Here is a 25,608-nt window from a genome sequence, read left to right as displayed (position 1 = left end):
TTGGCAAAGCCCTCTGGAGTCCCGCATGGCGCATCGCCCATCACTGTCCATCCTCTCCCTGGTGCTGGGTCTCGCCCCCACCACCGTGGCGCTGGCCGCGCCAGTGGGGGCCGGTCAGCCCGAGCAGCTGCACTTCGCCGACGACGGCGTCATCCCCAATAGCCGCCTGCCCGTGCTGCTCTATCGCCAGGTGCCGCTGGAGGGTGTCGACCGCGCGGCGGCGCTGGAGCGACTGTTCGCTGGCAACGCCTGGCCGCCGCAATGGCGCTACGGCGTCTATAGCTACCATCACTATCATCCCAATGCCCATGAAGTCCTGGGCGTGGCGCGCGGTCAGGCTAGCCTGCGCCTGGGCGGCGAGATGGGGCAGGATGTGCAGGTGACCGCGGGCGATGTGGTGGTGCTACCGGCGGGCACCGGACACCGCAATCTGGAATCCAGTGCGGACTTTCTGGTGGTCGGCGCCTATCCGCCCGATCAGCAGGCCTTCATCACCCAGCGCGCCGACCCGGCCACCCACGCCCGCTCGGTCGGATTGATCGCCGGGGTGCCCTTGCCGGCAAGCGATCCGGTGACCGGACACGACGGTGCACTGCCAGCCCTCTGGCGCTAGCAGAGTCGCGTCAGGGTGGCTTCGTCGGGCTGACCGGCGAAAAAGGTCTTCAGCGCCTGGCGAAAGGGCTCGGGATCTTCGGCCACGGCGGCGAAGAGGGTGAGGCTGGAGTGGAACTTGAGGTCGTCCGGCTGCCCGAACAGCGCGGTCGCGGACAGCTCGGGATGCTCCAGCGCCGCCGCGGTGATCTCCCGCAGGCGCGATCCCAGCAGCGGATGTGCGAGGTAGGCACTGGCCTCGTCACGGGAGGCGATGGCGTAGTACTGGGCGGTCTCGCTGCGACCCAGTCCCTGGATCTGCGGAAAGATGAACCACATCCAGTGGCTGCGCTTGCGCCCGGCGCGGATCTCCGCCAGGGCGGTGGCGTAGGTGTCGGCCTGGGCGTCGAGGAAGCGTTGCAGATCGTGGGTGGCGGGCATGGGGGAAACTCCGGGCCTTTTGCCTATCGGCAGATGGACCCGGAGGAAGTGCCGGTCATGAGACGGGCGGTCTAGCTGCGCACCGCGCGATAGCTGACCTCACCGCCTTCGCTGACGTCGTCCAGATCGATCCGGGAGGTTTCCGGCAGGCTCAGGCCACCGACCAGACCCAGCAGGGCGATCAGGATCAGGTAGAGCGCTGGCGAGAGGTTGCTGCCGGTGGCGCCGATCAGCCAGGTCGCCATCAGCGGGGCGGTGCCGCCGAAGATGGTATAGGCCAGGTTGTAGGTGATGGCGCCGGCGGTGTAACGCGTGCGAGTCGGGAAGACCTCGCTGAGCAGCGGCGCGGTCACCACGTTGCACAGTACGGCTCCGGCGCCCAGCAGCAGCGAACCCAGCAGGGCGCTGCCGAACTGGCCACTGCTGGCCAGCAGCAGCGCCGGATAGACGCCCACCGCCAGGACCAGGCTGGCCAGCACCGTGGTCATGCGCCGACCGATGCGGTCGGTGACGCGCCCCAGCACCGGGCAGGCGGCTGCGGCGGCGAACAGGGTGATCAGGCTGATGGCCAGCGCCGCGGCCCGGTCGAAGCCGCCGGCCAGCTGCAGGTAGGTGGAGAAGTAGGTGGTGAACATATAGAAGGACAGCGCCGTCAGCGAAATGAAGGCGCCCAGGCGCAGGATGGAACGGCCTTGCAGCCTGAGCGTCTCGCCCAGCGGCGAATGGCTGACCTCATGGTCGGCTTCCAGGGCCTGGAAGGCCGGGGTCTCGTCCAGCTTCAGCCGCAGGTAGAGGCCGATCAGACCCAGCGGCGCGGCGGCCAGGAAGGGAATGCGCCAGCCCCAGTCGGCCATGGTGGCGGCGCCCAGCAGCCGCTCCAGGCCCCAGGCGGTCAGGGCCGCGCTGGCGAAGGCGAGAAAGGTCGAGACCGGCACGAAGCTGCCATAGCGTCCGCGTCTATCGCGCGGCGAATGCTCCATCACGTAGGCGCAGGCACCCGCGTATTCGCCGCCGGCGGAAAAGCCCTGAGCGCAACGGATCAGTGTCAGCAGGATGGGTGCCCAGATGCCGATGGTGGCGTAGCTGGGCAGGATGCCGATCAGGGCCGTGGCGCCGGCCATGATCAGGATGGTCAGCGCCAGGACCCGTTTACGGCCGATGCGGTCACCCAGCAGGCCGAAGACGATACCGCCCAGTGGCCGGAAGGCGAAGGCCACGGCGAAGACGGCAAAGGTCTTGAGCAGCCCGGCGGTGGCATCGCCACTGGGAAAGAAGTGTGCGGCGATCAGGGTGGCGAGAAACCCATAAAGGGCGAAATCGAACCATTCGACGAAATTGCCGATGGACGCGGCGGAGATGACCTTGCGCAGGGTGGCGGGTGAAACGGAAGTCGCTGTCTGGCTCATGGCGGGCCTCGGGAAAGGGCGGAGACGGAGGCAGAAATGGAGCGCCTTGTTTTATTGTCGAGAGATCGGGGCGTACCGCAGCTTCGACCCTAATCCTTTTCCCGTGACCGAGCAGTCCCGCCAGCGACTTGTCCACCGTTGGAACCGACTTCAGGAGCCCCGCCATGACCATGACGACCACCTATGCGGAAAAGGAGCCCGCCCGCACCGAGGTCGACGCCCTGCCGGGTGTCACCCTGCTGGAGTTCGGCGCACCCTGGTGCGGCCACTGCCGTGCCGCCCAGCCGCTGCTGGCCACGGCGCTCGCGGACTACCCCGGCGTGCGCCATCTCAAGGTCGAGGACGGCCCCGGCCGCCGCCTGGGACGCTCCTTTCGGGTCAAGCTCTGGCCTACGCTGATCGTCTTCAAGGACGGCCGGGAACTGGCGCGGCTGGTGCGCCCGACGACGGCGGCAGCCCTGCGCGAAGCCCTGGCCGAAGCGGACTGACCGGTCGTTCCGCTCGTCCTCGCCACGCTTGACAGGGCAGGCCTGGAACATTAGTTTCAAACAACTGTTTAAACGCCCTGGCGGAAGGTCCGCAGCGACGCTGCCGCCACCCTCGACAACAAGCATTCGTAAAGAGGTAACAGTCATGCCCGATTACAAAGCCCCCCTGCGGGACATCCGCTTCGTTCGCGACGAACTCCTGGGCTATGACGCGCACTACCAGAGCCTGCCCGGTTGCGGCGACGCCACTCCCGACATGGTCTCCGCCATCCTCGAAGAAGGCGCCAAGTTCTGCGAACAGGTGCTGGCGCCGCTCAATCGCATCGGCGACCAGCAGGGCTGCACCTGGAGCGAAGAGGGGGTGAAGACCCCCGATGGCTTCAAGGAAGCCTATGCCCAGTTCGTCGAGGGCGGCTGGCCGAGCCTGGCGCACAACCCGGCCCACGGTGGCCAGGGCCTGCCCGAGTCCCTCGGTATTTCCCTGTCGGAAATGGTCGGCCAGGCCAACTGGTCCTGGGGCATGTATCCCGGCCTGTCCCACGGCGCCATGAACACCCTGGAGCAGCACGGCACCGACGAGCAAAAGCACACCTACCTGGAAAAGCTGGTGACCGGCGAGTGGACCGGCACCATGTGCCTGACCGAACCCCACTGCGGTTCCGACCTGGGCATGCTGCGCACCAGGGCCGAGCCGCGCGCGGACGGCAGCTACGCCATCACCGGCACCAAGATCTTCATCTCCGCCGGTGAACACGACATGGCCGAGAACATCGTCCACATCGTGCTGGCCCGCCTGCCCGACGCCCCCGCTGGCACCAAGGGCATCTCGCTGTTCATCGTGCCCAAGCGCCTGCCCGACGCCAGCGGCGCGGCCGGCGAGTGCAACGCCGTGCACTGCGGCTCCCTCGAACACAAGATGGGCATCCACGGCAACGCCACCTGCGTGATGAACTTCGATGGCGCCACCGGCTTCCTGATCGGCCCGCCGAATCGCGGTCTGAACTGCATGTTCACCTTCATGAACTTCGCCCGCATTGGCACCGCCCTGCAGGGCCTGGCCCATGCCGAGGTGGCCTTCCAGGGCGGTCTGAAGTACGCCCGCGAGCGGCTGCAGATGAGATCCCTGACCGGTCCCAAGGCCCCCGAGAAACCCGCCGACCCCATTATCGTGCACCCCGACGTGCGCCGCATGCTGCTGACCATGAAGGCCTTCGCCGAAGGCAGCCGGGCAATGATCTACTACACCGCCAAGCTGGTGGACATCCTCAAGTACAGCCAGGACGAGGAGCAGAAGCAGCAGGTCGAGACCCAGATGGCCTTCCTCACCCCCATTGCCAAGGCCTTCATGACCGAGGTGGGTTTCGAGGCGGCCAGCCACGGCGTGCAGATATATGGCGGCCACGGCTACATCGCCGAGTGGGGCATGGAGCAGAACCTGCGCGATGCCCGTATCGCCATGCTCTACGAGGGCACCACCGGCATCCAGGCCATCGACCTGCTGGGTCGCAAGGTGCTGATGACCCAGGGTGAATCCCTCAAGGCCTTCACCAAGGTGGTGCACAAGTTCTGCCAGGCCAATGCCGAAAACGCCGAACTCAAGGCCTTCGTCGAACCCTTGGCCAAGCTGAACAAGGAGTGGGGCGAGATCACCCTCAAGGTCGGCATGGCCGCCATGAAGGATCGCGAGGAGGTGGGTGCCGCCGCCGTCGACTACCTGATGTACTCCGGCTATGTCTGCCTGGCCTACTTCTGGGCCGACATGGCCCGGGTCGCGGCCGAGAAGCTGGCCGCCGGCACCGACGAGGCCGCCTTCTACCAGGCCAAGCTGGCCACCGCGCGCTTCTACTACGAGCGTCTGCTGCCCCGTACCCGCGCCCACGCCGAGGCGCTGCTGGCCGGCGCCGGCAGCCTGATGGCCCTGGCCGAGGAAGACTTCGCCCTCGGCTACTAAAGGTCGCAGTCCCACTGAAAACCCCGCTCCGGCGGGGTTTTTGTCTTTTCGCGCCCTCGAAAATCCAGCCGTCGCAGACCTCTGATCGGCTGACCAGAAGGTCAGATCATGAACCTATGTCTCCCTTTCGGTTCGGTCTTACACTCGACTCATACCGACAAGAACACCTTCCGAGGAGACTCGACATGGCTGACTACACCCCGCCGCTTCGCGATATCCGTTTCGTGCTGGATGCCGTCCTCAAGGTCAAGGATCGCTGGAGTCAGTGGCCTGCCCTGGCCGAGGTGGTGGACGGCGAGACCGCCGATGCCATCCTCGCGGAAGCCGGCAAGCTGTGCGCCCAGGAACTGGCGCCGCTCAATCGCAATTCCGATGAGGAAGGCTGCCACTGGCAGGATGGCGAGGTCACCACGCCCCAGGGCTTCCGCCAGGCTTACCAGGCCTTTGCCGAAGGCGGCTGGGTCGGGGTCGGTGGCGATCCCGAATACGGCGGCATGGGCATGCCCAAGGTGCTCACCGCCCAGGTCGAGGAAATGATGCACGCCAGCTGCCTGGCCTTCGGTCTCTATCCGATGCTCAGCGCCGGCGCCTGTCTGGCCCTGCACGCCCATGGCAGCGCGGAACTGAAGCAGGCCTATCTGCCCAACCTCTACAGCGGCCAGTGGTCCGGCTCCATGTGCCTGACCGAACCCCATGCCGGTACCGACCTGGGTCTGATCCGCACCCGCGCCGAGCCCCAGGCCGACGGCAGCTACCGCGTCACCGGCACCAAGATCTTCATCACCGCCGGCGAGCATGACCTCACCGAGAACATCATCCACCTGGTGCTGGCCAAGCTGCCCGATGCTCCGGCCGGCTCCCGGGGCATCTCGCTGTTCCTGGTGCCCAAGATCCTGGTGGACGAGGCGGGTGCCCTGGGCGCGCGCAATGCCGTGGCCTGCGGCTCTCTGGAACACAAGATGGGCATCAAGGGCGCCGCTACCTGCGTGATGAACTTCGACGGCGCGGTGGGCTACCTGGTGGGCGAGGTCAACAAGGGTCTGGCCGCCATGTTCACCATGATGAACTACGAGCGCCTGGGCGTCGGCATCCAGGGTCTGGGTTCGAGCGAGCGCTCCTACCAGAATGCCCTGGCCTATGCCCGCGAGCGCCTGCAGAGTCGTTCGCCGGCCGGCATCCAGCAGGCCGCCAAGAACGCCGATCCCATCATCGTCCATCCCGATGTGCGGCGCATGTTGCTGACCATGAAGGCCCTGAACGAAGGCGGCCGGCTGTTCTCCAGCTATGTCGCCCTGCAGCTCGACACCGCCAAGTACAGTCCCGAACCGACCGAGCGCGAGCGCGCCGAGGCCCTGGTGGCGCTGCTCACCCCGGTGGCCAAGGGCTTCCTCACCGATCTCGGCCTGGAACTCTGCGTCGCCGGCCAGCAGGTGTTCGGCGGCCATGGCTATATCCGCGAATGGGGCCAGGAGCAGCTGGTGCGCGACGTGCGCATCACCCAAATCTACGAGGGCACCAACGGCATCCAGGCCCTCGACCTGGTCGGCCGCAAGCTGGCCGGCAGTCGCGGCGCCCTCTACCGGCCCTTCAGCGAAGAGGTCCATGGCTATCTGAGCGATCTGCCGGCGGACAACGAATTCGCCGCACCCCTGCGCCAGGCGCTGGATCAGCTGGACGGGGCGACCGAATGGCTGCTGCAGGCCGGCGCCAGCGATCTCCACGAACTGGGGGCCGCCTCGGTGGACTACCTGCACCTGTTCGGCTATGTCGCCTATGGCTACCTCTGGGCCCGGGCGGCGGCCGCCGCGGCGGATCAGGAGGCGACCTTCGCCGAAGCCAAGCTGGCCACCGCGCGTTTCTATTTCGCTCGTCTGCTACCGCGCACCCTGAGCCTGGCTGCGGCCGTGCGCAGTGGCGCCCAGCCGCTCTACGCCCTGGCCGAGGAGGCGTTCTAAGCTGTTGACCGGCAAGGTAAAAAGCCATGTCGTGTAAGCTATGGCTTACACCACGTCGCCGCGATAAGCCATCGCCTGGCCTCGGATAGCTGCGTAATCTACACCCATCGGATCGCGGTACAGGATGTACCCAGCGCTCCAGATGATTTCAAGGAAATGTGGCCAGGATGGCCCCCCGGCACGGATGTCGGGCAGAGACTTACAGGGATAGATGGCCAAGGATTGGCGGCCTGACAAGGATGTCGGGTTAAGTCTGCGAAACCCCGCTTCGGCGGGGTTTTTTATTGCCTGCTGGAACCTGATTCAGGCCCTGCCAGTCTTAGAGGCATCTTCTTGCCTGCCCGCTACTGGAGCCTGAAATGGACCTCATCCGCCTTATCTTCGCCATCATCCTGCCGCCCGTGGGCGTCTTCCTCCAGGTCGGCTTCGGCGGCGCCTTCTGGCTCAACATCCTGCTGACGCTGCTGGGTTACATTCCGGGTATCATCCATGCCGTCTGGGTGATTGCCCGTCGCTGAACCTGCGGTCTGATGGCGGCCCGAATGCCGCGATCGCCTGGCTGACCCGAGGGTCGGCGCCGACCGGGGCGAAAGGAGCCAGAGGGCAGACGCCTGTGCCAGGCGGGTGCCTTCCATGGCCCTGTTCGAGGCCTTTCGGCCAGCCCCTGTCGGATCCTTGATCGACCGTCGGTTGCGCCGCGGTCAGTGACGACACCCCTCCGCAGGCCGAGGCTTTGCCGTCGCCGACCGTTTTGTCCTGTACAAGGCTTTCAGACCCCATGAATCGCGAGTCGCCCCTCGATCAGAAGCACTTCAGCCAGATCCTCAAGCGCAATCTTTCCCTGCCGCTGAGCATCGGTGTCTTCAGCGCGATCTTCTTCATCGCCATCATCTATTACCTGCTGAAGGTCACCCAGTGGGTCGAGCACACCGACCGCGTCATCAGCGAGGCCAACGCCAACTTCCGCCTGGTGGTCGATCTGGAAACCGGGATGCGCGGCTATCTGCTGAGTGGCAACGACAGCTTTCTGCAGCCCTATGAGCGCGCCCTGCCCAATGTCGAGCCGCAACTGGATGAGCTGAAGAATCTGGTTAGCGACAGTGCCGTGCAGATCCGCCGACTGGAGCGGATCGAAGCGGTGCATCGTGAATGGCGACAGTATGCGAGCCAGGTGATCGAAGCGCGGCGCAGTGGCGGGGATTTCCAGACCCCGCTGAGCGATGGGCAGGGCAAGAATCGCATCGACAGCATCCGTCGCGACTACACGGATTTCATCGCCTACGAAGAGCAGATGCGCGCCGAGCGGACCGTGACGGCCAGCCGCATGACGGTGGTGTTCGTCGCCGCCTTCCTCATCGTCAGCCTGCTGCTCTCGGGCATCATGGCCTTCTTCGGACGCCGCGAACTCATGCGGCTTTCCGCGACCTACACCCGCCTGCTCGATCAACAGGCCGAGCACACCGACAATCTGGAGCGGCAGAGCTGGTTCCGCTCCGGCCAGAATCAGCTGTCGGAAGCGGTCATCGGTCAGGCGACGCTGGCGCCGCTGGGGCAGAGCATCCTGCAATTCCTGGCGCGCTATCTCGGCGCCGCGGCCGGTGCCCTCTATGTTCGGCTCGATGACGGCAGCCTGGAGCGGGTCGCCGATTACGCCCTCGACGACGAGGGTCGTCGCCGGCGCCAGCGCCTTTCTCCGGGCGAGGGTCTGGCCGGGCAGGCCGTGCTGGACGGGCGCCTCGTGGCGCTCGACCAGTTGCCCCTCGACTACCTCAAGGTCAATTCGGCGCTGGGCGAACGCCAGGCAAGTGCGGCGCTCATCGTGCCCATCGAGAACGATGGTCGGGTGAATGGCGTGGTCGAACTGGGCTTCCTGCGCGCCCTGCGTCCGCAGGACGAAGAATTGCTGACCCTGATCGCCGACTCCATCGGCTCCTCGGTGGAAGCCGCGCGCTATCGCCAGCGGCTGCAGCAGGTGCTGGCGGAAACCCAGCAACTCAACGAAGAGCTCCAGGTACAGCAGGAAGAGCTGCGCACCGCCAACGAAGAGCTGGAAGAGCAGTCCCAGGCGCTCAAGGAATCCCAGGTTCATCTGGAGCAGCAGCAGGCCGAACTGGAGCAGACCAACGAGCAACTCTCCGAGCAGGCCCAGGAACTGCTGCAGCAGCGCGACGTGCTGGACGACCGCAACAATCGCCTCAACGAAGCCCAGCAACTGCTGGAAGACCGGGCGCGCGAGCTGGAACGCGCCAGCCAGTACAAGTCCGAATTCCTGGCGAACATGTCCCACGAATTGCGTACGCCGCTGAACAGCTCGCTGATCCTGTCCAAGCTGCTGGCGGACAACCCGGTGGGCAACCTGAGTGCCGAGCAGGTGCGCTACGCCGAATCCATCTATTCGGCGGGCAACGACTTGCTCACCCTGATCAACGACATCCTCGACATCTCCAAGGTCGAGGCCGGCATGCTGGAGATCCGCCCGGAGCAGATGTCCGTGCGCCGCCTGGTGGAAGCCCTGAAGACCGCCTTCGAGCCGGTGGCCCAGAACAAGGGTGTCGCCTTCGTGGTGGAGCTGGATGCGCGGATGCCGCCGACCTTCTTCAGCGATCGCCAGCGGGTCGAGCAGATCCTCAAGAATCTGCTGTCCAACGCCTTCAAGTTCACCGAGCACGGCCAGGTGACCCTGCGCCTGTCGCTGGAAGACGGCCAGCCCAGCTTCGCCGTGAGCGATACCGGCATCGGCATCGCCGCCGAGCAGCAGGAGCTGATCTTCGAGGCCTTCCGCCAGGCGGACGGCGCCATCACCCGTCGCTACGGCGGCACCGGTCTGGGGTTATCGATTTCCCGCGACCTGGCGCTGCTGCTGGGTGGCGCCCTGAGCGTCACCAGCCAGCCGGGCGAGGGCAGTACCTTCACCCTGCGCCTGCCGCTGGAGTACCAGGAAGCCGCCGCGCCCGGTCTGCCGGTGACGCCGATCATGGCCCCGGCGCAAGCCACCATGCCGGTTGCAGCACCTGCGCCTCTCGCCACCCTGGCCGCTACCCCGCGTCCGTCCGCAGCGCCGCCGGTCACCGAGGCAGCGGCGCCTGTGGCAGCTGCCTTCGCTGACGACCGGGATAGCTGGCCCTATCCGGATCGTCGAGTGCTGGTGATCGAGGACGAGGTGCCCTTCGCGCAGATCCTCTTCGATCTGGCCCACGAGCTGAAGTACAGCTGCCTGATCGCCCACCGCGCCGAGGAAGGCTTCGCCGCGGCACTGGAATACCGTCCCGACGCCATCCTGCTGGACATGGGACTGCCGGATCATTCCGGCCTCACGGTGCTGGAGCGCCTCAAGGAAAATCCCCTGACCCGGCACATCCCGGTGCACGTGGTCTCGGCCTCGGATCGCATCGAGACCGCGATGCACATGGGCGCGGTCGGCTACGCCATCAAGCCCACCACCCGCGACGAATTGCGCGAGGCCTTCACCCGGCTGGAAGCCAAGTTCGCCGCCGGCATCAAGCGGGTGCTGCTGGTGGAAGACGACGCCCTGCAGCGTGACAGCATCGCCAAGCTGATCGGCGACGTGGACGTGGAGATCACCGCCGTGGAGATGGGCAGTCAGGCCCTGGAACTGCTGCGCGACGAGGTCTACGACTGCATGGTCATCGACCTCAAGCTGCCCGACATGGAAGGGGGCGAGCTGCTGCAGCGCATGGCCAGCGAAGACATCTGCTCCTTCCCGCCGGTGATCGTCTACACCGGTCGCAGCCTGACCCGCGACGAAGAAGCGGCGCTGCTCAAGTATTCGCGTTCCATCATCATCAAGGGCGCGCGCTCGCCGGAGCGGCTGCTCGACGAAGTGACCCTGTTCCTGCACAAGATCGAGGCCGACATGCCGCTCGATCGCCAGCGCATGCTGGAAAGCGCCCGCAGCCGCGAAAAGGCCTTCGACGGCCGTACCCTGCTGCTGGTGGACGACGACGTGCGCAACATCTTCGCCCTCACCAGTGCCCTGGAGCAGAAGGGCGCCAAGGTGGAGATCGCCCGCAACGGCCTGGAAGCGCTGGAGAAGCTCGACAACAGCGACACCATCGACCTGGTGCTGATGGACATCATGATGCCGATGATGGACGGCTACGAAGCCATGCGCGAGATCCGCAAGCGGCCGCACATGAAGAAGCTGCCGATCATCGCCATCACCGCCAAGGCCATGAAGGATGACCAGGAGCGCTGCCTCGCCGCCGGCGCCAGCGACTACCTGGCCAAGCCCATCGACCTGGACCGGCTGTTCTCGCTGATCCGTGTCTGGATGCCGTCGCTGGAGCGGCTGTAGGTCATGAGCGAACGGCTGCAGGACATCGAGCTGAGGTTGCTGCTGGAAGGCATCTTCCTGAGATACAGCCACGACTTCCGCAATTACTCCAAGGCCTCGCTCAAGCGGCGGGTGCTGCAGGCGCTGACGCGCTTCGACTGCCCGAGCATCTCTATGCTGCAGGAGCGGGTCCTGCGCGATCCGGCGCTGTTCGCCGAGCTGCTGCAATTCATCACCATCCCGGTCAGCGAGATGTTTCGCGATCCGGGCTACTTCCTCACCCTGCGCCAGCAGGTGGTGCCGGTCTTGCGTACCTATCCCTCGCTCAAGGTATGGATCGCCGGCTGCAGCACCGGCGAGGAAGTCTTCTCCATGGCCATCCTGTTCCAGGAGGAAGGGCTGCTCGACCGTACGCTCTTCTATGCCACCGACATCAATCCGCGCTCCATGGAAAAGGCTCGCCAGGGCATCTTTCCGCTGGAGCGGATGCGCGCCTACACCGCCAGCTACCAGAAGGCCGGCGGCACCCGGGCCTTTTCCGACTATTACACCGCGGCCTACGACGGCGCCCTGTTCGACAAGTCGCTGATCGCCAACGTGACCTTCGCCGACCACAGCCTGGCCACCGACAGCGTCTTTTCCGAGACGCAGCTGGTGTCCTGCCGCAATGTGCTCATCTACTTCAACAAGAATCTGCAGAATCGGGCGCTCGGCCTGTTCCACGAGTCCCTCAGCCACCGCGGCTTTCTCGGCCTGGGCAGCAAGGAGTCGCTGGACTTCTCCGCCTATGCAAGCCACTTCGAGCCGGTGGTGAAGCAGGAACGGCTGTTCCGCAGGCTCTAGCATGTTCCCGCCCCTGAAACCGTTGCGCCTCATCGTCATCGGAGCCTCTGCCGGCGGGCTGCAGGCGCTGCTGCGCCTGCTCTCGACCCTGCCGGCCAGCTATCGCCTGCCGCTGGCGGTGGTGCTGCACCTGCCGGACGATCGCAATTCGCGCCTGGCCGAGCTGTTTCAGCAGCGACTGGCCTTGCGGGTACGCGAAGCCGAGGACAAGGACGCTATACTGCCCGGCACCCTGTATTTCGCGCCGCCGGGTTATCACCTTCTGGTGGAGGACGACTTCACCCTGTCGCTGTCGCGTGACGAGCCGGTGCAGTTTTCCCGGCCGTCCATCGATGTCTTGTTCGAAAGTGCGGCCGATGCCCTGGGCGAGCAGGTCTGCGGCATCCTGCTCACCGGCGCCAACCAAGACGGCGCCAGCGGCCTGCACGCCCTGGCTCAGAATGGAGCGGTCACCGTCGTCCAGTCGCCGCAATCGGCCGAGGTGCCGACCATGCCCGAGGCGGCGCTGAAGAGATTCCACCCGGATTTCGTGCTGGATGTGCCGGGCATCCATCTATTGCTCATCGAGCTGGAACGCGACCATGGCTGAAGTACCCGTCGAACAGGCGAAGCTCCTGCTCGTAGACGACCTGCCGGAAAATCTTCTGGCACTGGAAGCCCTGCTGCGCAGCGAGGCGCTGGAGATCTTCCAGGCCAGCTCCGCCGAGGCCGCGCTGGAGCTCCTGCTGATGCACGAATTCGCCCTGGCGATCCTCGATGTGCAGATGCCGGGCATGAACGGCTTCGAACTGGCGGAGATGATGCGCGGCCTGGAAAAGACCCGGCACATCCCCATCGTCTTTGTCAGCGCCGCCGGCCGCGACCTCAACTACGCCTTCAAGGGCTACGAGAGCGGTGCGGTGGACTTCCTGCACAAGCCTCTCGATGTCCATGCGGTCAAGAGCAAGACCCGGGTCTTCGTCGACCTCTACTGGCACCGCAAGCGCCTGGCCGAGCAACTGGTGGCCCTGGAGCAGAGTCGCCAGGAGCAGGAAATCCTGCTCACCGAGTTGCGCCAGACCCAGGTCGAGCTGCAGCAGGCGGTCCGTACCCGCGACGATTTCATGTCCATGGTCTCCCACGAACTCAAGACGCCGCTCAATACCCTGATGCTCGAAGCCCAGCTGCGCCGCATGTACCTGGACAAGGGCAAGCTGGAGGCCTTCACCCCCGACAAGCTGGCCGGCATGGCCGAGCGCGACGAGCGGCAGATCCAGCGCCTGGTGCACCTGATCGACGACATGCTCGATATCTCGCGCATCCGCACCGGCAAGCTGTCCATCCGCCCCTCGCAGTGCGATCTCGCCGCCCTGGTCAACACCGTGGTCGACAGCTTCGCCTCGCAATTCGCCGCCGCCGGTTGCCCGGTGGAGCTGCACGCGGAAGGCCCGGCGCCTGGCTACTGGGATGAATTCCGCATCGAGCAGGTGATCACCAACCTGCTGACCAACGCCATGAGATACGGCGCCGGGCGGCCGGTGGAGATCTCCCTGCGCAGCGATGGCGCCGACGTGGAGCTGAGCGTCAAGGACCACGGCATCGGCATCCCGGTGGAGCACCAGGCGCTGATCTTCCGTCAGTTCGAGCGCGCCAGTGGCACCGAGAACATCGCCGGCCTGGGCCTGGGCCTCTATATCGCCGACCAGATCGTCAAGGCGCACCATGGCAGCCTGCACGTGGAAAGCATCGCCGGGCAGGGTGCGACCTTCCGCCTGCGACTGCCTTGCCTGCCGACCTAGGCAGCATTGACAGGACCCCAGGCGCCCGCGAGAATCGCGAAAAGAGGTGGGATGTCGTACCTCTTGCCAGATAACTCCATAAGAAGGCGCCCGCTCATGTCCGAAGTCTCCTCATCACCTTTCCACCGTCTGTTGCTGACCGGCGCTGCCGGCGGCCTGGGCAAGGAGCTGCGCCAGCGGCTCAAGGCCCATGCCGAGATCCTGCGGCTGTCCGACATCGCGCCGATGGATGCGGCCCAGGGACCAGCGGAAGAGGTGGTGACCTGCGACCTGGCGGACAAGGCTGGCGTCCATGCCCTGGTGGACGGCGTCGATGGCATCCTGCATTTCGGCGGCATCTCCACCGAGCACGCCTTCGAACCCATCCTCGAAGCCAACATCCGCGGCACCTTCAATCTCTACGAGGCCGCGCGGCGCCATGGGGTGAAGCGCATCGTCTTCGCCAGCTCCAACCATGTCATCGGCTTCTATCGCCAGGACCAGCGCATCGACGCCAGCGTGCCCCAGCGTCCGGACAGCTACTACGGCCTGTCCAAGGCCTTTGGCGAAGACCTGGCGACCTTCTATTTCGATCGCTACGGCATCGAGACGGTGAGCATTCGCATCGGCTCCTCCTTCCCCGAGGCGCAGAATCGCCGCATGCTCGCCACCTGGCTGAGTTACGAAGACCTGACCGACCTCATCCTGCGCAGCCTGACCACCCCGGACGTCGGCCACACCATCGTCTATGGTGCCTCCGACAACCGCGACAGCTGGTGGGACAACCGCCTGGCCGCACACCTGGGCTTCCAGCCCAAGGACAACTCCGAGCAATTCCGCGCCAAGGTCGAGGCCCAGCCCATGCCGGCGGCGGACGATCCGTCGATGGTCTACCAGGGTGGTGCCTTCGTCGCCACCGGTCCCTTCGACGACTGAGGAGGGCCGCCATGACTGCCGAATTGCTCGTCGATGCCCGCAACGCCACTGGCGAGTGCCCGGTCTGGCACGTTGCCGAGCAGGCGCTCTACTGGGTCGATATCCCGGCCAAACGGCTGCACCGCTGGACCCCGACGGGCGCCCTGGACAGCTGGAGCGCACCGGAAATGCTCGCCTGCATCGCTGCCCGTGAGGGTGGTGGCTGGCTCGCCGGTCTGGAAAGCGGCCTCTTCGCCCTGCAGGCCAAGGCGTCCGGCCAACTCAGCGGCGAGTGCCTGGTCGCTCTCGACCATGCCCAGCCGGTGATGCGATGCAATGACGGTCGCTGCGATCGCCAGGGTCGCTTCCTGGTGGGCACCATGGTGCAGGACATGGCGCAGGGCGTCCCGGCTGGGCGCCTCTACAGCCATGCGGCCGGCGAGGGCGCCCGGCTGCTGCTGGACGACCTCATCGTGCCCAACGGCCTGGCCCTGAGCCCCGATGGTCGCACCCTCTATCTGTCCGACTCCCATCCCAGCCGCCAGCTGATCTGGGCGTTCGACTACGATCCCGACTCGGGCACACCCGGCAACCGGCGGCTATTCGTCGACATGAACGCCTATCCCGGCCGGCCCGATGGCGCTGCTGTGGATGTCGACGGCTGCTACTGGATCTGCGGCAACGATGCCGGTCTGATCCATCGCTTCACGCCCGACGGCCGCCTCGATCGCTCCCTGGCCGTGCCGGTCAGGAAGCCGGCCATGTGCGCCTTTGGCGGACGCAACCTGGACACCCTGTTCGTGACCTCCATCCGTCCGGGTGGCGATCTGAGCGATCAGCCGCTGGCGGGTGGACTGTTCGCCCTGGACCCAGGCGTGCAGGGGTTGCCGGAGCCTGCCTTCGCCGGCTGAAGCGGTCCCGGTTCAAGAGGCCGCCGGACTGCCGGACGGCGGCGTCCTGAGCGGCGCCGGGTAACCTCGGGAAACCGGTTGTCATGCTTTTGTCATGAGCATCGGCAGGGCTCCCGCCCAGGCGGCTTATAATCAGATCCTATCCGCCGTAAACCGCCGCCATGACCTCTTCAACCGCAAGCCGCCCCACCGCCCGTTACTACGGCCTGGAATGGCTGAGATTCCTCATGGCGCTGTACATGGTCGTCTACCACCTGGGCGGGCTCTACAGCGATCTGCCGGATGCCTTCCGCCGCCTGGCCGGCATGGGCTTCTTCGCCACCAGCACCTTCTTCCTGCTCTCCGGTTTCCTGCTGGCCCACGTCAGTCTGGATCGCCAGGGCGCGCTCAAGGGCAGCTCCCGTGGCTTCGTCCTGCGGCGGCTGTGCAACCTCTATCCCATCCACCTGCTGACCCTGCTGGTCGCGCTGGGGCTGTCCTACTGGCTGTCCCAGGATTCCTGGCTGGAACACGGGGTGCCGGTCTACTACAACCAGCATCCCTATCTGCAGCTGGAGGAGGGCAGCGCACTGGACGAGATGCTGCCGCTGTCCTGGCTCGCCGCCACCACCCACGTGCTCCTGCAACTGCTCCTGCTGCAATCCTGGGAACCGCGCTTTCTCTGGCTCAACGGCGCCGCCTGGTCGATCTCGGCGCTGCTGTTCTTCTACCTGCTGTTCCCGCTGCTCGGCCCGCGACTGATGCGCCTGCGCCGCTGGGCCCTGGCTGCCGCCGTGCTCTGGGGGCTCTATCTGCTCGGCCCGCTGGTGGCCACCTGGGCCCAGGCCTTCGATACCGTGACGGTGGGCGTCATCCACCGCAATCCGCTGATCCGCCTGCCGGAATTCCTGCTCGGCATCCTGCTCTATCGCGCCGTGCAGGAGCCCTGGGTGGCCGAGACGACCCAGCGCCTGCGGGTGCCGCTGCTGCTGTTCGGCCTGACCGGCCTGTGGCTGGGCGCCCTGTTGCTGGAAGGCGATGGCCGCCGCTGGTTCTACCTGGTCCACAATGGCCTGCTGACGCCCTTCCAGGCCGCGGTGCTGCTGGCCTGCGCCACCTTCGGCGAACCCGGCCGCGCCGGCGTGCGCCGCCTGGCCCAGCGCCTCGGCGAGGCCTCGCTGTGCATCTTCGCCGTCCACACCCCGCTGATCGGCGTGCTCGAACCCTGGACCCGCACCCTGCTGGGCTGGATGCACCTGGCCGGCGACAGCCTGGAAGACCTGGCGGAGGACGTCGGCGAAGTGCTGGCCCTGCCCATCCCCATACCCGGCTGGATGCTGCCTCTGCACCTGGTGCTTATCGTCCTGCTCGGCCTGGCCATGCAGCGCTGGGTGGCCGGTCCCCTGCGCCGCTGGCTGCAGGCGCGGCTGCCCCAGTCTTAAGAAGGCCTTAAGCCGACTGGGCTAGCCTCGCCGCAGGAATCCGCAGCGGAGCTGAGTCTTGTCCAGCGAATACGAAGTTCACGGCCCCCACGACCACGAGGTGGAACATGCCGCCCACGGCGCCCATTGCCGTGATAGCCTCACCGGCCGCATCGCCATCACCACCGCCATCCTGGCGACGCTAGGCGCCCTCTGCGCCTACCAGGGCGGCAACGCCGAGAGCCTGGCGCTCTACTACAAGAACGAAGAAGCCATCGCCAAGACCGAAGCCGCCAACCAATGGGGTTACTACCAGGCCAAGGGCGAAAAGCAGAACCTTGCCGATTTGGGCGCTGCCCTCGCGACCAACCCCGACACCGCCCAGCGCTTCACCCAGGACAGCCAGCGCTACGCCCAGCAGAAGGCCGAGATCCGCACCAAGGCCGAAGCCCTGGAGGCCAAGGTCGATGCCAACGAAGCCCTGAGCGAAACCCAGCTCCACCGCCACCACCGCTGGGCCCAGGCCACCATGCTGATGCAGGTGGCCATCTCCCTGGCCGCCATCACCCTGCTGACCCGGCGACGCTGGCTGTAGGCGGCGGTGTATGGGGTGGCGGGGGGAGGAGTGGCGGTTGGGATGTTGGCGTTGCTGCACGTCTAGCCATTCAGGTGATGACACCTAGCGACCATCAGGCGCTTTCAAAAGGCACGATTTGATACAACGATAGAATTGGCTTTACCTGGAGCATCAGGTTTCGTATACGTTACAAATCATCGACTTTGTTACGTATGCAGAACATGGATAGCGAGCTGATCAGTCAGCGTTTGGGCAACCAACTCCGCCACCGGCGCCTCAATCGAGGCCTTACGCAAGCGAGTCTTGCCGAACTGGCAGGCCTTACCCGCCAAAAGATTATCGCCGTGGAGCGAGGAGACTCCCGTGTCGGCATGGCAGCCTACGCACGAGCGCTCGCAGCCCTGGATTGCGAGCTGGCAATAGTCCCTGCCGCCTTGCCGACCTTGGACGAGATTCAAGGGGTATTCGACTGATGAAGACCCGGCTGCGCGTCGCAACCCCTGCAGGCGAAAGCGGAGCGCTCATGGCTCAGGATGGCGACTACCTGTTCCGCTACCAGGACGGTGCTTCGGCAAGGGCTGCCATCAGCCTGCTGATGCCGGTGCGCCTGGATGACTATCGCCGTCGCGAACTGCATCCGATCTTCCAGATGAATTTGCCGGAAGGCTATGTACTGGAGCAGCTACGCAACAGGTTGGCCAAGCTGGTACCTCTGGATCCCATGGCTCTGCTGGCCCTGACGGGCAGTAGTTCGCCCATCGGTCGCGTGACGGTGACATCGCCCGAGATCGATACACTGCTGGAACGCCAGCGCTTTCCAGGCGAACGGCTCAGCGAGATTCTCGCCTGGGATGGCACGGAAGACCTGTTCGTCGAATTGGTGGATCGCTACATCCTGCGCGCCGGTATCTCCGGCGTACAGCCCAAGGTGCTGGTGCCCGAGCGGGGGGATGCCCGCTTCACCTCGAGAACCGCCGAGTTGATCATCAAGAGCGGTCGAGACGAATTTCCGGGCCTGGCGATCAACGAATACCTCTGCATGGCCGTGGCGCGAGAGGACGGTATCCCGGTGCCCGAGTTCCATCTCTCCAGCAACGCCAAGCTCTTCGTCATGCGCCGGTTCGACCGCGACGAACATCTTGAACCTCTCGGCTTCGAAGATATGGCTGCCCTGATGGGGCTGGCAGCGGAGCAGAAGTACAGCAAGAGCTATTCGGCGATCGCCAAGGCCATCCGCCTGTTCTGCGCGCCCGAACATGTCCGCTCTTCGCTGGCGCAACTCTTCGCCACGGTGAGCCTGAGCTGCATCCTCGGCAATGGCGATGCGCATCTGAAGAACTTCGGCTTGCTCTATGCCGACCCTACCCAGCGCGATGCACGGCTGGCGCCCGCCTACGACATCGTCAACACCACCGCCTACCTTCCCGAAGATGTGCTGGCGCTGGAATTGATTCGCAACAAGTCGCTGTTCGCCTCGCGTCAGGGTTTGCTGGATTTTGCGGATGTCTGCGATGTGGCGCGACCGGCCGAGGTGATTCGCTCTCAGCTGGAAGCGCTGGAGCGGGTACTGCAGCGTTCGACTGAGCTTTGCAATCAGGCGCCACAGATTGTCGCTGCCATCCGGCACAGCGCTGCGCCCTTCGTGCAGACGTTCGGCTAAAGCACGAGGACTCGGAAAGGCAGGGCGAAGGCCCCAAATCCCAGGCACAAAAAAGCCGCGCAACGCGCGGCTCCTGAAAGGTGGTGGGCCCACACGGACTTGAACCGTGGACCAAAGGATTATGAGTCCTCTGCTCTAACCAACTGAGCTATAGGCCCTATAGCGCGGTGGAGTATACCGGGGGTGGCGGGGATCGCCAAACCCTTGTCGGGCATAAAAAAACCGGAGCCTGGGCTCCGGTTTCTGGTGCAGCGTGGGCGCCTTACTCGTCGAGGAAGGAGCGCAGGTGCTCGCTGCGGGACGGGTGGCGCAGCTTGCGCAGGGCCTTGGCTTCGATCTGGCGGATACGCTCGCGGGTGACGTCGAACTGCTTGCCCACTTCCTCGAGGGTGTGGTCGGTGTTCATGTCGATGCCGAAACGCATGCGCAGGACCTTGGCTTCACGGGCGGTGAGGCCGGAGAGCACGTCGCGCGTGGCTTCCTTGAGGCTTTCGCTGGTGGCCACTTCGATCGGGGACTGCATGGAGCTGTCCTCGATGAAATCGCCCAGGTGCGAATCCTCGTCGTCGCCGATGGGCGTCTCCATGGAGATCGGCTCCTTGGCGATCTTGAGCACCTTGCGGATCTTGTCCTCGGGCATCTCCATACGCTCGCCCAGCTCTTCCGGGGTCGGCTCGCGACCCATCTCCTGCAGCATCTGGCGGGAGATCCGGTTCAGCTTGTTGATCGTCTCGATCATGTGCACCGGAATCCGGATGGTGCGCGCCTGGTCGGCGATGGAGCGGGTGATGGCCTGACGAATCCACCATGTGGCATAGGTGGAGAACTTGTAGCCACGACGGTATTCGAACTTGTCCACCGCCTTCATCAGGCCGATGTTGCCTTCCTGGATCAGATCGAGGAATTGCAGACCACGGTTGGTGTACTTCTTGGCGATGGAGATCACCAGGCGCAGGTTCGCCTCGACCATTTCCTTCTTGGCGCGGCGAGCCTTGGCCTCGCCGATGGACATGGCGCGGTTGATGTCCTTGATCTGCGAGACTTTCAGCTCGTAGTCACGCTCCAGCTCGGCCAGCTGGGCCTGCTTGGCCTTGATGTCGGCCTGGAAGCGCTCGAGACCTTCGGCGTACTTGGGCTTGCCCTTGAGCAGGCCGGCGGTCCATTCGGTGTTGGTCTCGTTGCCGGGGAAGTGGCGCAGGAAATCGGCACGCGGCATGCGCGCATCGCGCACGGCGAGCTGCATGATGGCGCGCTCGAGGCCACGCACCCGCTCCAGGGATTCGCGCACGCGGATCACCAGGGCTTCGTACTGCTTGGGCACCAGCTTGATCGGCGAGAACAGCAGGCCCAGGGCGACGAATTCTTCCACGGCGTGGTCGTTGTCGCGGCCGTGCTTCTTCAGCACCTTCTTGGTCTTTTCCAGCTGCTCGGCGACCGCGCCGAAACGCAGGCGAGCCTCTTCCGGATCCGGACCGCCGTCGCCTTCTTCCTCGTCGGCGTCGTCGCTCTCTTCCTCGTCGTCCTTCTCGTCGTCCACGGCCTTGGCATCGGTGGCCTTGTTCGGGACGGGCAGGACCTCGCTCTCGTTCGGCAGGCTGCCGTCGTCGGGATCGATGTAGCCGGCGAGGACGTCGGACAGGCGACCGCCTTCGGTGGTGACGCGGGTGTATTCGCTGAGGATGTAGTCGACGGTGCCCGGGAACTGGGCGATGGCGCCCATGACTTCGCGGATGCCTTCCTCGATGCGCTTGGCGATCTCGATCTCACCTTCGCGGGTCAGCAGTTCCACGGTACCCATTTCACGCATGTACATGCGCACCGGGTCGGTGGTACGGCCGACATCGCTTTCCACCGCGGCCAGGGCGGCGGCGGCTTCTTCGGCGGCGGCTTCGTCGGTATCGGTTTCCGCCAGCAGCAGGGCATCAGCGTCCGGCGCGGTCTCGAATACGTTGATCCCCATGTCATTGATCATGCGGATGATGTCTTCCACCTGTTCCGGATCTGAAATATCCTCCGGTAGGTGGTCATTGACCTCCGCGTAAGTCAGGTAACCCTGCTCACGACCGCGGGCGATCAATTCTTTCAGACGGGATTGCTGTTGCGCTTTTCCGGACATAGGTACCCTTCCACTGAAGGCTTAGGCGGGCAAAAATAGCTGAACATTATAGCCGGTTAGACGGTGGTCGTGCCAGTTAGGTCACGGACCCCGCCGGACGGCTGAGGAGTTCGCGTAGGCGGTCCTTGTCTTCGGAGCTCAGTTCGCTCTGTCGCGCCTTGCGTAGGAGTTGCTCCAGCGAGCGATCACGCTGGCTGGCGGCTAACCTCGTTATGGTGTCGAAAAACTGTTGTTCAAGGTTGTCGCCGGCAATCAGCCACTCTTTTTCCGCCAGGGCGCGCAGCAGTCGCCCCTGTTCGGTGCCGTGCCAGCGGGCGATGAGCGCCAGGGTGCTCTGTCCCGGCTTCTTCTGCAGCGCCTCGACCAGGGCGACCAGCAGCTGGGCGTACTGATCGCTTTCCTCGGCCAGGTTGCGGGCGTCCTGTACCGCCTGGGCCAGATTCGGGTGGTGCAGCAGGCTGCGCAGCGCGGCCAGCACCGGGGTCTCCACCTTGACCGGTGGCTGGCGGGGTGCTCGTTCGCCGCCGCCCTTGCCGTTGAAATCCTTTTTCCAGCCCTTGCCATCGCGCCCGCCCTTGCCCTCGCGGCGTGGCGTCCACTGCTGCTGCGCCGGCGCTTCCTCGGCATGGGCGTAGGCGTAGTCGCCATAGTCCATGGGTGGTGCATCCTGCGCCGGTGCGGACGGTGCCAGCTGGCTTAGGGCGTCGTTGCCGAGACCGGTGAGTTCGCTCAGGCGCTGGCGCATCAGCAGGCGCAGGTTGTTGCCGGGAATCTTCTCGATCAACGGCGCCGCCAGAGTGGCCAGGTGCGCCTTGCCTTCCAGGGTGGCCGGGTCCGCTTCGATCATCAGTTGCTGGAAGAAATACTCGGCCAGCGGCTGGGCCTGCTGGACGAAGCGCGCCTGGAAGGCATCCGCCCCCTCGGCGCGCACCAGGGTGTCGGGGTCCTCGCCTTCGGGCAGGAACAGGAAGCGCACCCGGAAGCCGTCCTTGAGCACCGGCAGGGCCGATTCCAGCGCGCGCCAGGCGGCGCTGCGGCCGGCCTGGTCGCCGTCGAAGCAGAACAGGATGCTCGGCACGATGCGAAACAGCCGCTTGATGTGCTCTTCGCTGGTGGCGGTGCCCAGGGTGGCCACGACGTTGCGGATGCCCTGCTGGGCCAGGGCGATGACGTCCATGTAGCCTTCCACGACGAGGATCTCGTCCAGGTCGCGGTTGTGCTTGCGTGCCTCGAACAGGCCGTAGAGTTCCTGGCCCTTGTGGAAGACCGGGGTTTCCGGCGAGTTGAGGTACTTGGGCTTGTCGTCGCCCAGCACCCGACCACCAAAGGCGATCACCCGGCCCCGGCTGTCGCGGATCGGGAAGATGACCCGGTCGCGAAAGCGATCGTAGCGCTTGCCGCTCTCGGCGTTCTCCACCAGCAGGCCGGCGTCGAGCATGGCTTTCTGCTGCAGGTCGTCGCCGCCCAGGTGCTTGCCCAGGTTGTCCCAGCCTGGCGGGGCGAAGCCCAGGCCGAAGTCGCGGGCAATCTCGCCGGTGAGGCCGCGCTTCTTCAGGTAGTCCACCGCCGCCTGGCGCTTGGGATGGTTGCGCAGCGCCAGGCGATAGAATTCGGCGGCCGCGGCCAGCAGCGGATAGAGCGGCGAGTCGGTGGGTTGCCGCGGCTTGCGCCGACCGCCGCTTTCCTCGCGCGGCACGTCCACGCCGGCCTTCTTGGCCAGTTCCTCGACTGCCTCGGGAAATTCGAGGTTGTCGTGGTCCATGATGAAGCCCAGGGCGTTGCCGCCGGCGCCGCAGCCGAAGCAGTAGTAGAACTGCTTGTCGGGGCTGACGCTGAAGGAGGGCGTCTTCTCGTTATGGAAGGGGCAGCAGGCCATCCAGTTCTTGCCGGCCTTCTTGAGCTTCACCCGTGCGCCCACCACTTCGACGATGTCGGTGCGGTTGAGCAGGTCGTCGATGAAGCCTTGCGGGATGAGTCCGGCCATGGTCAGCGTCTGGATAGAGGAGCGAAGAGCGGAGGGTGAGGCAGGCCAGATGGCCAGGAGGAGAGTCTAGCGCCAGCGGGCGCCTGGGCGAAGCGGGAAGGCCAGAAACAAACAACCCGACCAGAGGTCGGGTTGTTTGATGACGCCAGAGAAGCGCTGTAACTCAGTACAGACGCTCGCGACGGCGCTGCTCGCGCTGTACTTTCTTGGCGTGGCGCTTGACCGCGGCGGCAGCTTTACGCTTGCGCTCGGCGGTGGGCTTTTCGTAGAACTCGCGGCTACGAACTTCGGCCAGTACACCGGCCTTCTCGCAGGAACGCTTGAAACGACGCAGCGCTACGTCGAAGGGTTCGTTTTCTTTGACTTTGACGTTGGGCATCCAGGTCGTACCTTCAAATTTACCGAGGTTTAATCCAACGCTAGCGGCAAAAGGGCACGGGAAGCGTCGGTTTTTAAGGGTTGCGGATAGTAACGCTTCAACTGCCCCGCTGCCAACCCCCGGCGGACGAAAAGCGCTGGTCGGTGCTGGAAGCGGCGCTTATCATGCGCAGCCTGACATTCTATACCCTCGAAGGCTTATCTCCATGCGTGTTCTGGGACTGGAAACGTCCTGCGATGAAACCGGCGTCGCCCTCTACGACAGCGAGCGCGGCCTGCTGGCCGATGCGCTGTTCAGCCAGATCGATCTGCATCGCGTCTACGGTGGCGTGGTACCGGAGCTGGCCTCGCGCGATCACGTCAAGCGCATGCTGCCGCTGATCCGCGAAGTGCTGGAAGAGGCGGGCAGCCGTCCCGCGGACGTGGACGCCATCGCCTATACCGCCGGCCCCGGCCTGGTCGGCGCCCTGCTGGTGGGTGCGGCCTGCGCCCAGGCGCTGGCGCTGGCCTGGGGCGTGCCTGCCCTGGGCGTCCACCATATGGAAGGTCATCTGCTGGCGCCCATGCTCGAAGAGCAGCCGCCGCAATTCCCCTTCGTCGCCCTGCTGGTGTCCGGTGGCCATACCCAGCTGGTGCGGGTCGATGGCATCGGCCGCTACAGCGTGCTGGGCGAGTCCCTGGACGATGCCGCCGGCGAGGCCTTCGACAAGACCGCCAAGCTGCTGGGCCTGAGCTATCCCGGTGGACCGGAGATCGCCCGCCTGGCCGAGCGTGGCGTCGTGGGGCGGTTCGTCTTTCCGCGGCCCATGACCGATCGGCCCGGCCTGGACTTCAGCTTCAGCGGCCTCAAGACCTTTACCCTCACCACTTGGCAGCGCTGCCGGGCGGCCGGTGGCGACAGCGAGCAGACCCGCTGCGACATCGCCCTGGCCTTCCAGACGGCGGTGGTCGAGACCCTGGCGATCAAGTGCAAGCGCGCGCTGAAGCAGACCGGGCTCAAGTCGCTGGTGATCGCCGGGGGCGTCAGTGCCAACCGGGCGCTGCGGCAGAACCTGGAGCAGATGCTCGGCGAACTGGGCGGCCAGGTCTTCTATGCGCGGCCGCGCTTCTGCACCGACAACGGCGCCATGATCGCCTACGCCGGTTGCCAGCGCCTGCTGGCCGGCCAGCAGGAAGGTCCGGCCATCGCCGTCAAGGCACGCTGGCCCATGGAGCAGTTGGCGGCGCTCTGAGACGGGCGGAGGGCGTCGCCGGGTAATCCCCGGGCGGCGCCAGGGTCAAAAATGACGCTCGGTCCCCTGGCGCAGGGCGCGCAGATTGTGCCGGTGGCGAATCAGGATGAGCAGGGCGAGCAGCAGCATGGGCGCCAGCAGATCCGCACGTTGCCAGGCGAACAGCGGCAGGATGCCGAGCACGGCGATCAGCGATGCCAGGGAGGCGATCCTCAGGCTGGCGAACACCGCAGCCCAGAGCACCAGACCCAGCAGGGCCGCCGGTGGATAGAGGCCGAGCAGCAGCCCGGCCGCGGTGGCGACGCCCTTGCCACCGCGGAAATGGAAGTACAGCGGATAGAGGTGGCCGACCACGGCGGCCAGCCCGATCCAGGCCTGCTGCAGGGGCGAGAGCCCCAGCTGCTCGGCGATGAGCACGGGAATCAGACTCTTGCTCAGGTCGCCGGCGAGGGTCAGCAGCGCCAGCTTGCGCCCGGCCAGGCGCAGCATGTTGCTGGCGCCGGGATTGCCGGAGCCGTCGTGACGCGGGTCGCGGGTGCCGAACAGGCGACTGAGCAGTACGGCGAAGGACAGCGAGCCCAGCAGATAGGCCAGCAGGAGCAGCAGCCAGAACATGGTAGGGTTCCGCGCCAGGAGAAGGCTCGATTCTACCGACAGCCCGCCGCCCGACGATAGGCCGGCGGCGACGATCACACAGAGCACGGCAAAG

At 65.5% G+C, this 25,608-nt stretch carries 21 protein-coding genes, 1 tRNA gene and 1 pseudogene; 16 read left to right on the top strand and 7 right to left on the bottom strand.

The window, feature by feature from the left end:
- Positions 1 to 25: 25 nt before the first annotated feature.
- The gene (locus tag GSQ95_RS01540; RefSeq protein WP_158894355.1) at positions 26 to 613 is read left to right on the top strand and encodes a cupin domain-containing protein; all 588 of its coding nucleotides are present in this window, start codon (positions 26 to 28) and stop codon (positions 611 to 613) included.
- On the opposite strand, the gene GSQ95_RS01535 is transcribed toward GSQ95_RS01540, so the two are convergent.
- Positions 610 to 1,032: a DUF1810 domain-containing protein gene (locus GSQ95_RS01535; protein ID WP_093254960.1), complete on the bottom strand. Its 423-nt coding sequence runs from the start codon at positions 1,030 to 1,032 to the stop codon at positions 610 to 612. The two genes, GSQ95_RS01540 and GSQ95_RS01535, sit on opposite strands and share 4 nt — an antisense overlap.
- 71 nt (positions 1,033 to 1,103) lie before the next feature.
- On the bottom strand, positions 1,104 to 2,438 hold the full coding sequence (locus GSQ95_RS01530) for an MFS transporter (protein WP_158894358.1): 1,335 nt from the start codon (positions 2,436 to 2,438) through the stop codon (positions 1,104 to 1,106).
- Positions 2,439 to 2,602: 164 nt separating this feature from the next.
- Here GSQ95_RS01530 and GSQ95_RS01525 point away from each other — a divergent pair, with 164 nt between their 5' ends.
- The 14 genes and pseudogenes from GSQ95_RS01525 to GSQ95_RS01460 all read left to right on the top strand — a co-directional run bounded on the left by GSQ95_RS01525 (position 2,603) and on the right by GSQ95_RS01460 (position 19,189).
- The gene (locus GSQ95_RS01525) at positions 2,603 to 2,926 is read left to right on the top strand and encodes a thioredoxin family protein (protein WP_158894361.1); all 324 of its coding nucleotides are present in this window, start codon (positions 2,603 to 2,605) and stop codon (positions 2,924 to 2,926) included.
- 145 nt (positions 2,927 to 3,071) lie between these two features.
- Positions 3,072 to 4,877 carry a phenylacyl-CoA dehydrogenase gene (locus GSQ95_RS01520; protein WP_158894364.1) on the top strand — a complete coding sequence of 602 codons (1,806 nt, stop codon included), beginning with the start codon at positions 3,072 to 3,074 and terminating at the stop codon, positions 4,875 to 4,877.
- A gap of 185 nt (positions 4,878 to 5,062) precedes the next feature.
- Positions 5,063 to 6,832: an acyl-CoA dehydrogenase C-terminal domain-containing protein gene (locus GSQ95_RS01515; protein WP_158973731.1), complete on the top strand. Its 1,770-nt coding sequence runs from the start codon at positions 5,063 to 5,065 to the stop codon at positions 6,830 to 6,832.
- 359 nt (positions 6,833 to 7,191) lie between these two features.
- Positions 7,192 to 7,350 carry a YqaE/Pmp3 family membrane protein gene (locus tag GSQ95_RS01510; protein ID WP_007159763.1) on the top strand — a complete coding sequence of 53 codons (159 nt, stop codon included), beginning with the start codon at positions 7,192 to 7,194 and terminating at the stop codon, positions 7,348 to 7,350.
- A 260-nt stretch (positions 7,351 to 7,610) separates the two neighbouring features.
- Positions 7,611 to 11,147 (top strand): response regulator, encoded by a 3,537-nt coding sequence (locus tag GSQ95_RS01505; RefSeq protein ID WP_158891463.1) that lies wholly within the window; start codon positions 7,611 to 7,613, stop codon positions 11,145 to 11,147.
- Positions 11,148 to 11,150: 3 nt separating this feature from the next.
- The gene (locus GSQ95_RS01500; protein ID WP_158891465.1) at positions 11,151 to 11,969 is read left to right on the top strand and encodes a protein-glutamate O-methyltransferase CheR; all 819 of its coding nucleotides are present in this window, start codon (positions 11,151 to 11,153) and stop codon (positions 11,967 to 11,969) included.
- A gap of 1 nt (position 11,970) precedes the next feature.
- On the top strand, positions 11,971 to 12,558 hold the full coding sequence (locus tag GSQ95_RS01495) for a chemotaxis protein CheB (protein WP_158891467.1): 588 nt from the start codon (positions 11,971 to 11,973) through the stop codon (positions 12,556 to 12,558).
- Positions 12,551 to 13,747: a hybrid sensor histidine kinase/response regulator gene (locus tag GSQ95_RS01490; protein WP_158891469.1), complete on the top strand. Its 1,197-nt coding sequence runs from the start codon at positions 12,551 to 12,553 to the stop codon at positions 13,745 to 13,747. The genes GSQ95_RS01495 and GSQ95_RS01490 overlap by 8 nt, the downstream gene beginning before the upstream one ends.
- Before the next feature lie 96 nt (positions 13,748 to 13,843).
- Positions 13,844 to 14,662, top strand: coding sequence for an NAD(P)-dependent oxidoreductase (locus GSQ95_RS01485; RefSeq protein WP_158891471.1), 819 nt, complete (start codon positions 13,844 to 13,846; stop codon positions 14,660 to 14,662).
- 11 nt (positions 14,663 to 14,673) lie between these two features.
- The gene (locus tag GSQ95_RS01480) at positions 14,674 to 15,552 is read left to right on the top strand and encodes an SMP-30/gluconolactonase/LRE family protein (RefSeq protein WP_158891473.1); all 879 of its coding nucleotides are present in this window, start codon (positions 14,674 to 14,676) and stop codon (positions 15,550 to 15,552) included.
- Positions 15,553 to 15,713: 161 nt separating this feature from the next.
- Positions 15,714 to 16,973 (top strand): acyltransferase, encoded by a 1,260-nt coding sequence (locus GSQ95_RS01475; RefSeq protein WP_178118390.1) that lies wholly within the window; start codon positions 15,714 to 15,716, stop codon positions 16,971 to 16,973.
- Positions 16,974 to 17,031: 58 nt separating this feature from the next.
- Positions 17,032 to 17,613 (top strand): annotated as a pseudogene (locus GSQ95_RS01470) (DUF4337 domain-containing protein).
- A gap of 137 nt (positions 17,614 to 17,750) precedes the next feature.
- Entirely contained in the window at positions 17,751 to 18,002 is a 252-nt protein-coding gene (locus GSQ95_RS01465) for a helix-turn-helix transcriptional regulator (RefSeq protein ID WP_158891539.1), read from the top strand.
- A complete protein-coding gene (locus tag GSQ95_RS01460; RefSeq protein WP_158891475.1) occupies positions 18,002 to 19,189 on the top strand; it encodes a type II toxin-antitoxin system HipA family toxin in 1,188 nt (395 codons plus the stop codon). Before GSQ95_RS01465 ends, GSQ95_RS01460 begins: the two co-directional genes overlap by 1 nt.
- Positions 19,190 to 19,270: 81 nt before the next feature.
- Here the strand turns inward: GSQ95_RS01460 and GSQ95_RS01455 are convergent.
- From GSQ95_RS01455 to rpsU, 4 genes are all read right to left on the bottom strand, one after another.
- Positions 19,271 to 19,347, bottom strand: a tRNA-Ile gene (locus GSQ95_RS01455).
- A 104-nt stretch (positions 19,348 to 19,451) separates the two neighbouring features.
- Entirely contained in the window at positions 19,452 to 21,305 is a 1,854-nt protein-coding gene (rpoD, locus tag GSQ95_RS01450) for an RNA polymerase sigma factor RpoD (protein WP_158891477.1), read from the bottom strand.
- Between the two features lie 76 nt (positions 21,306 to 21,381).
- A complete protein-coding gene (dnaG, locus tag GSQ95_RS01445; protein ID WP_158891479.1) occupies positions 21,382 to 23,289 on the bottom strand; it encodes a DNA primase in 1,908 nt (635 codons plus the stop codon).
- Positions 23,290 to 23,452: 163 nt separating this feature from the next.
- A complete protein-coding gene (rpsU, locus tag GSQ95_RS01440; protein WP_007159750.1) occupies positions 23,453 to 23,668 on the bottom strand; it encodes a 30S ribosomal protein S21 in 216 nt (71 codons plus the stop codon).
- 205 nt (positions 23,669 to 23,873) lie between these two features.
- On the opposite strand from rpsU, the gene tsaD reads away from it, so the two are divergent.
- The gene (gene tsaD / locus GSQ95_RS01435; protein WP_158891481.1) at positions 23,874 to 24,899 is read left to right on the top strand and encodes a tRNA (adenosine(37)-N6)-threonylcarbamoyltransferase complex transferase subunit TsaD; all 1,026 of its coding nucleotides are present in this window, start codon (positions 23,874 to 23,876) and stop codon (positions 24,897 to 24,899) included.
- A 45-nt stretch (positions 24,900 to 24,944) separates the two neighbouring features.
- Here the strand turns inward: tsaD and plsY are convergent, their stop codons facing one another.
- Positions 24,945 to 25,514, bottom strand: coding sequence for a glycerol-3-phosphate 1-O-acyltransferase PlsY (plsY, locus tag GSQ95_RS01430; protein ID WP_158891482.1), 570 nt, complete (start codon positions 25,512 to 25,514; stop codon positions 24,945 to 24,947).
- Between the last annotated feature and the right edge of the window lie 94 nt (positions 25,515 to 25,608).

Origin of the sequence: Pseudomonas sp. BAV 4579 (assembly GCF_009765395.1) — a bacterium.
GTDB classification, from domain to species: Bacteria; Pseudomonadota; Gammaproteobacteria; order Pseudomonadales; family Pseudomonadaceae; genus Chryseomonas; species Chryseomonas aestiva.
This window is presented reverse-complemented; position numbering and strand designations above follow the sequence as displayed.

Coding starts and splice junctions, on each gene's coding strand:
- GSQ95_RS01495 (WP_158891467.1), top strand. CDS start 11,971: ATGTTCCCGCCCCTGAAACCGTTGCGCCTCATCGTCATCGGAGCCTCT.
- GSQ95_RS01485 (WP_158891471.1), top strand. CDS start 13,844: ATGTCCGAAGTCTCCTCATCACCTTTCCACCGTCTGTTGCTGACCGGC.
- GSQ95_RS01460 (WP_158891475.1), top strand. CDS start 18,002: ATGAAGACCCGGCTGCGCGTCGCAACCCCTGCAGGCGAAAGCGGAGCG.
- GSQ95_RS01540 (WP_158894355.1), top strand. CDS start 26: ATGGCGCATCGCCCATCACTGTCCATCCTCTCCCTGGTGCTGGGTCTC.
- rpsU (WP_007159750.1), bottom strand. CDS start 23,668: ATGCCCAACGTCAAAGTCAAAGAAAACGAACCCTTCGACGTAGCGCTG.
- GSQ95_RS01515 (WP_158973731.1), top strand. CDS start 5,063: ATGGCTGACTACACCCCGCCGCTTCGCGATATCCGTTTCGTGCTGGAT.
- GSQ95_RS01535 (WP_093254960.1), bottom strand. CDS start 1,032: ATGCCCGCCACCCACGATCTGCAACGCTTCCTCGACGCCCAGGCCGAC.
- GSQ95_RS01510 (WP_007159763.1), top strand. CDS start 7,192: ATGGACCTCATCCGCCTTATCTTCGCCATCATCCTGCCGCCCGTGGGC.
- rpoD (WP_158891477.1), bottom strand. CDS start 21,305: ATGTCCGGAAAAGCGCAACAGCAATCCCGTCTGAAAGAATTGATCGCC.
- GSQ95_RS01475 (WP_178118390.1), top strand. CDS start 15,714: ATGACCTCTTCAACCGCAAGCCGCCCCACCGCCCGTTACTACGGCCTG.
- GSQ95_RS01490 (WP_158891469.1), top strand. CDS start 12,551: ATGGCTGAAGTACCCGTCGAACAGGCGAAGCTCCTGCTCGTAGACGAC.
- dnaG (WP_158891479.1), bottom strand. CDS start 23,289: ATGGCCGGACTCATCCCGCAAGGCTTCATCGACGACCTGCTCAACCGC.
- GSQ95_RS01530 (WP_158894358.1), bottom strand. CDS start 2,438: ATGAGCCAGACAGCGACTTCCGTTTCACCCGCCACCCTGCGCAAGGTC.
- GSQ95_RS01480 (WP_158891473.1), top strand. CDS start 14,674: ATGACTGCCGAATTGCTCGTCGATGCCCGCAACGCCACTGGCGAGTGC.
- plsY (WP_158891482.1), bottom strand. CDS start 25,514: ATGTTCTGGCTGCTGCTCCTGCTGGCCTATCTGCTGGGCTCGCTGTCC.
- GSQ95_RS01500 (WP_158891465.1), top strand. CDS start 11,151: ATGAGCGAACGGCTGCAGGACATCGAGCTGAGGTTGCTGCTGGAAGGC.
- GSQ95_RS01465 (WP_158891539.1), top strand. CDS start 17,751: ATGGATAGCGAGCTGATCAGTCAGCGTTTGGGCAACCAACTCCGCCAC.
- tsaD (WP_158891481.1), top strand. CDS start 23,874: ATGCGTGTTCTGGGACTGGAAACGTCCTGCGATGAAACCGGCGTCGCC.
- GSQ95_RS01505 (WP_158891463.1), top strand. CDS start 7,611: ATGAATCGCGAGTCGCCCCTCGATCAGAAGCACTTCAGCCAGATCCTC.
- GSQ95_RS01525 (WP_158894361.1), top strand. CDS start 2,603: ATGACCATGACGACCACCTATGCGGAAAAGGAGCCCGCCCGCACCGAG.
- GSQ95_RS01520 (WP_158894364.1), top strand. CDS start 3,072: ATGCCCGATTACAAAGCCCCCCTGCGGGACATCCGCTTCGTTCGCGAC.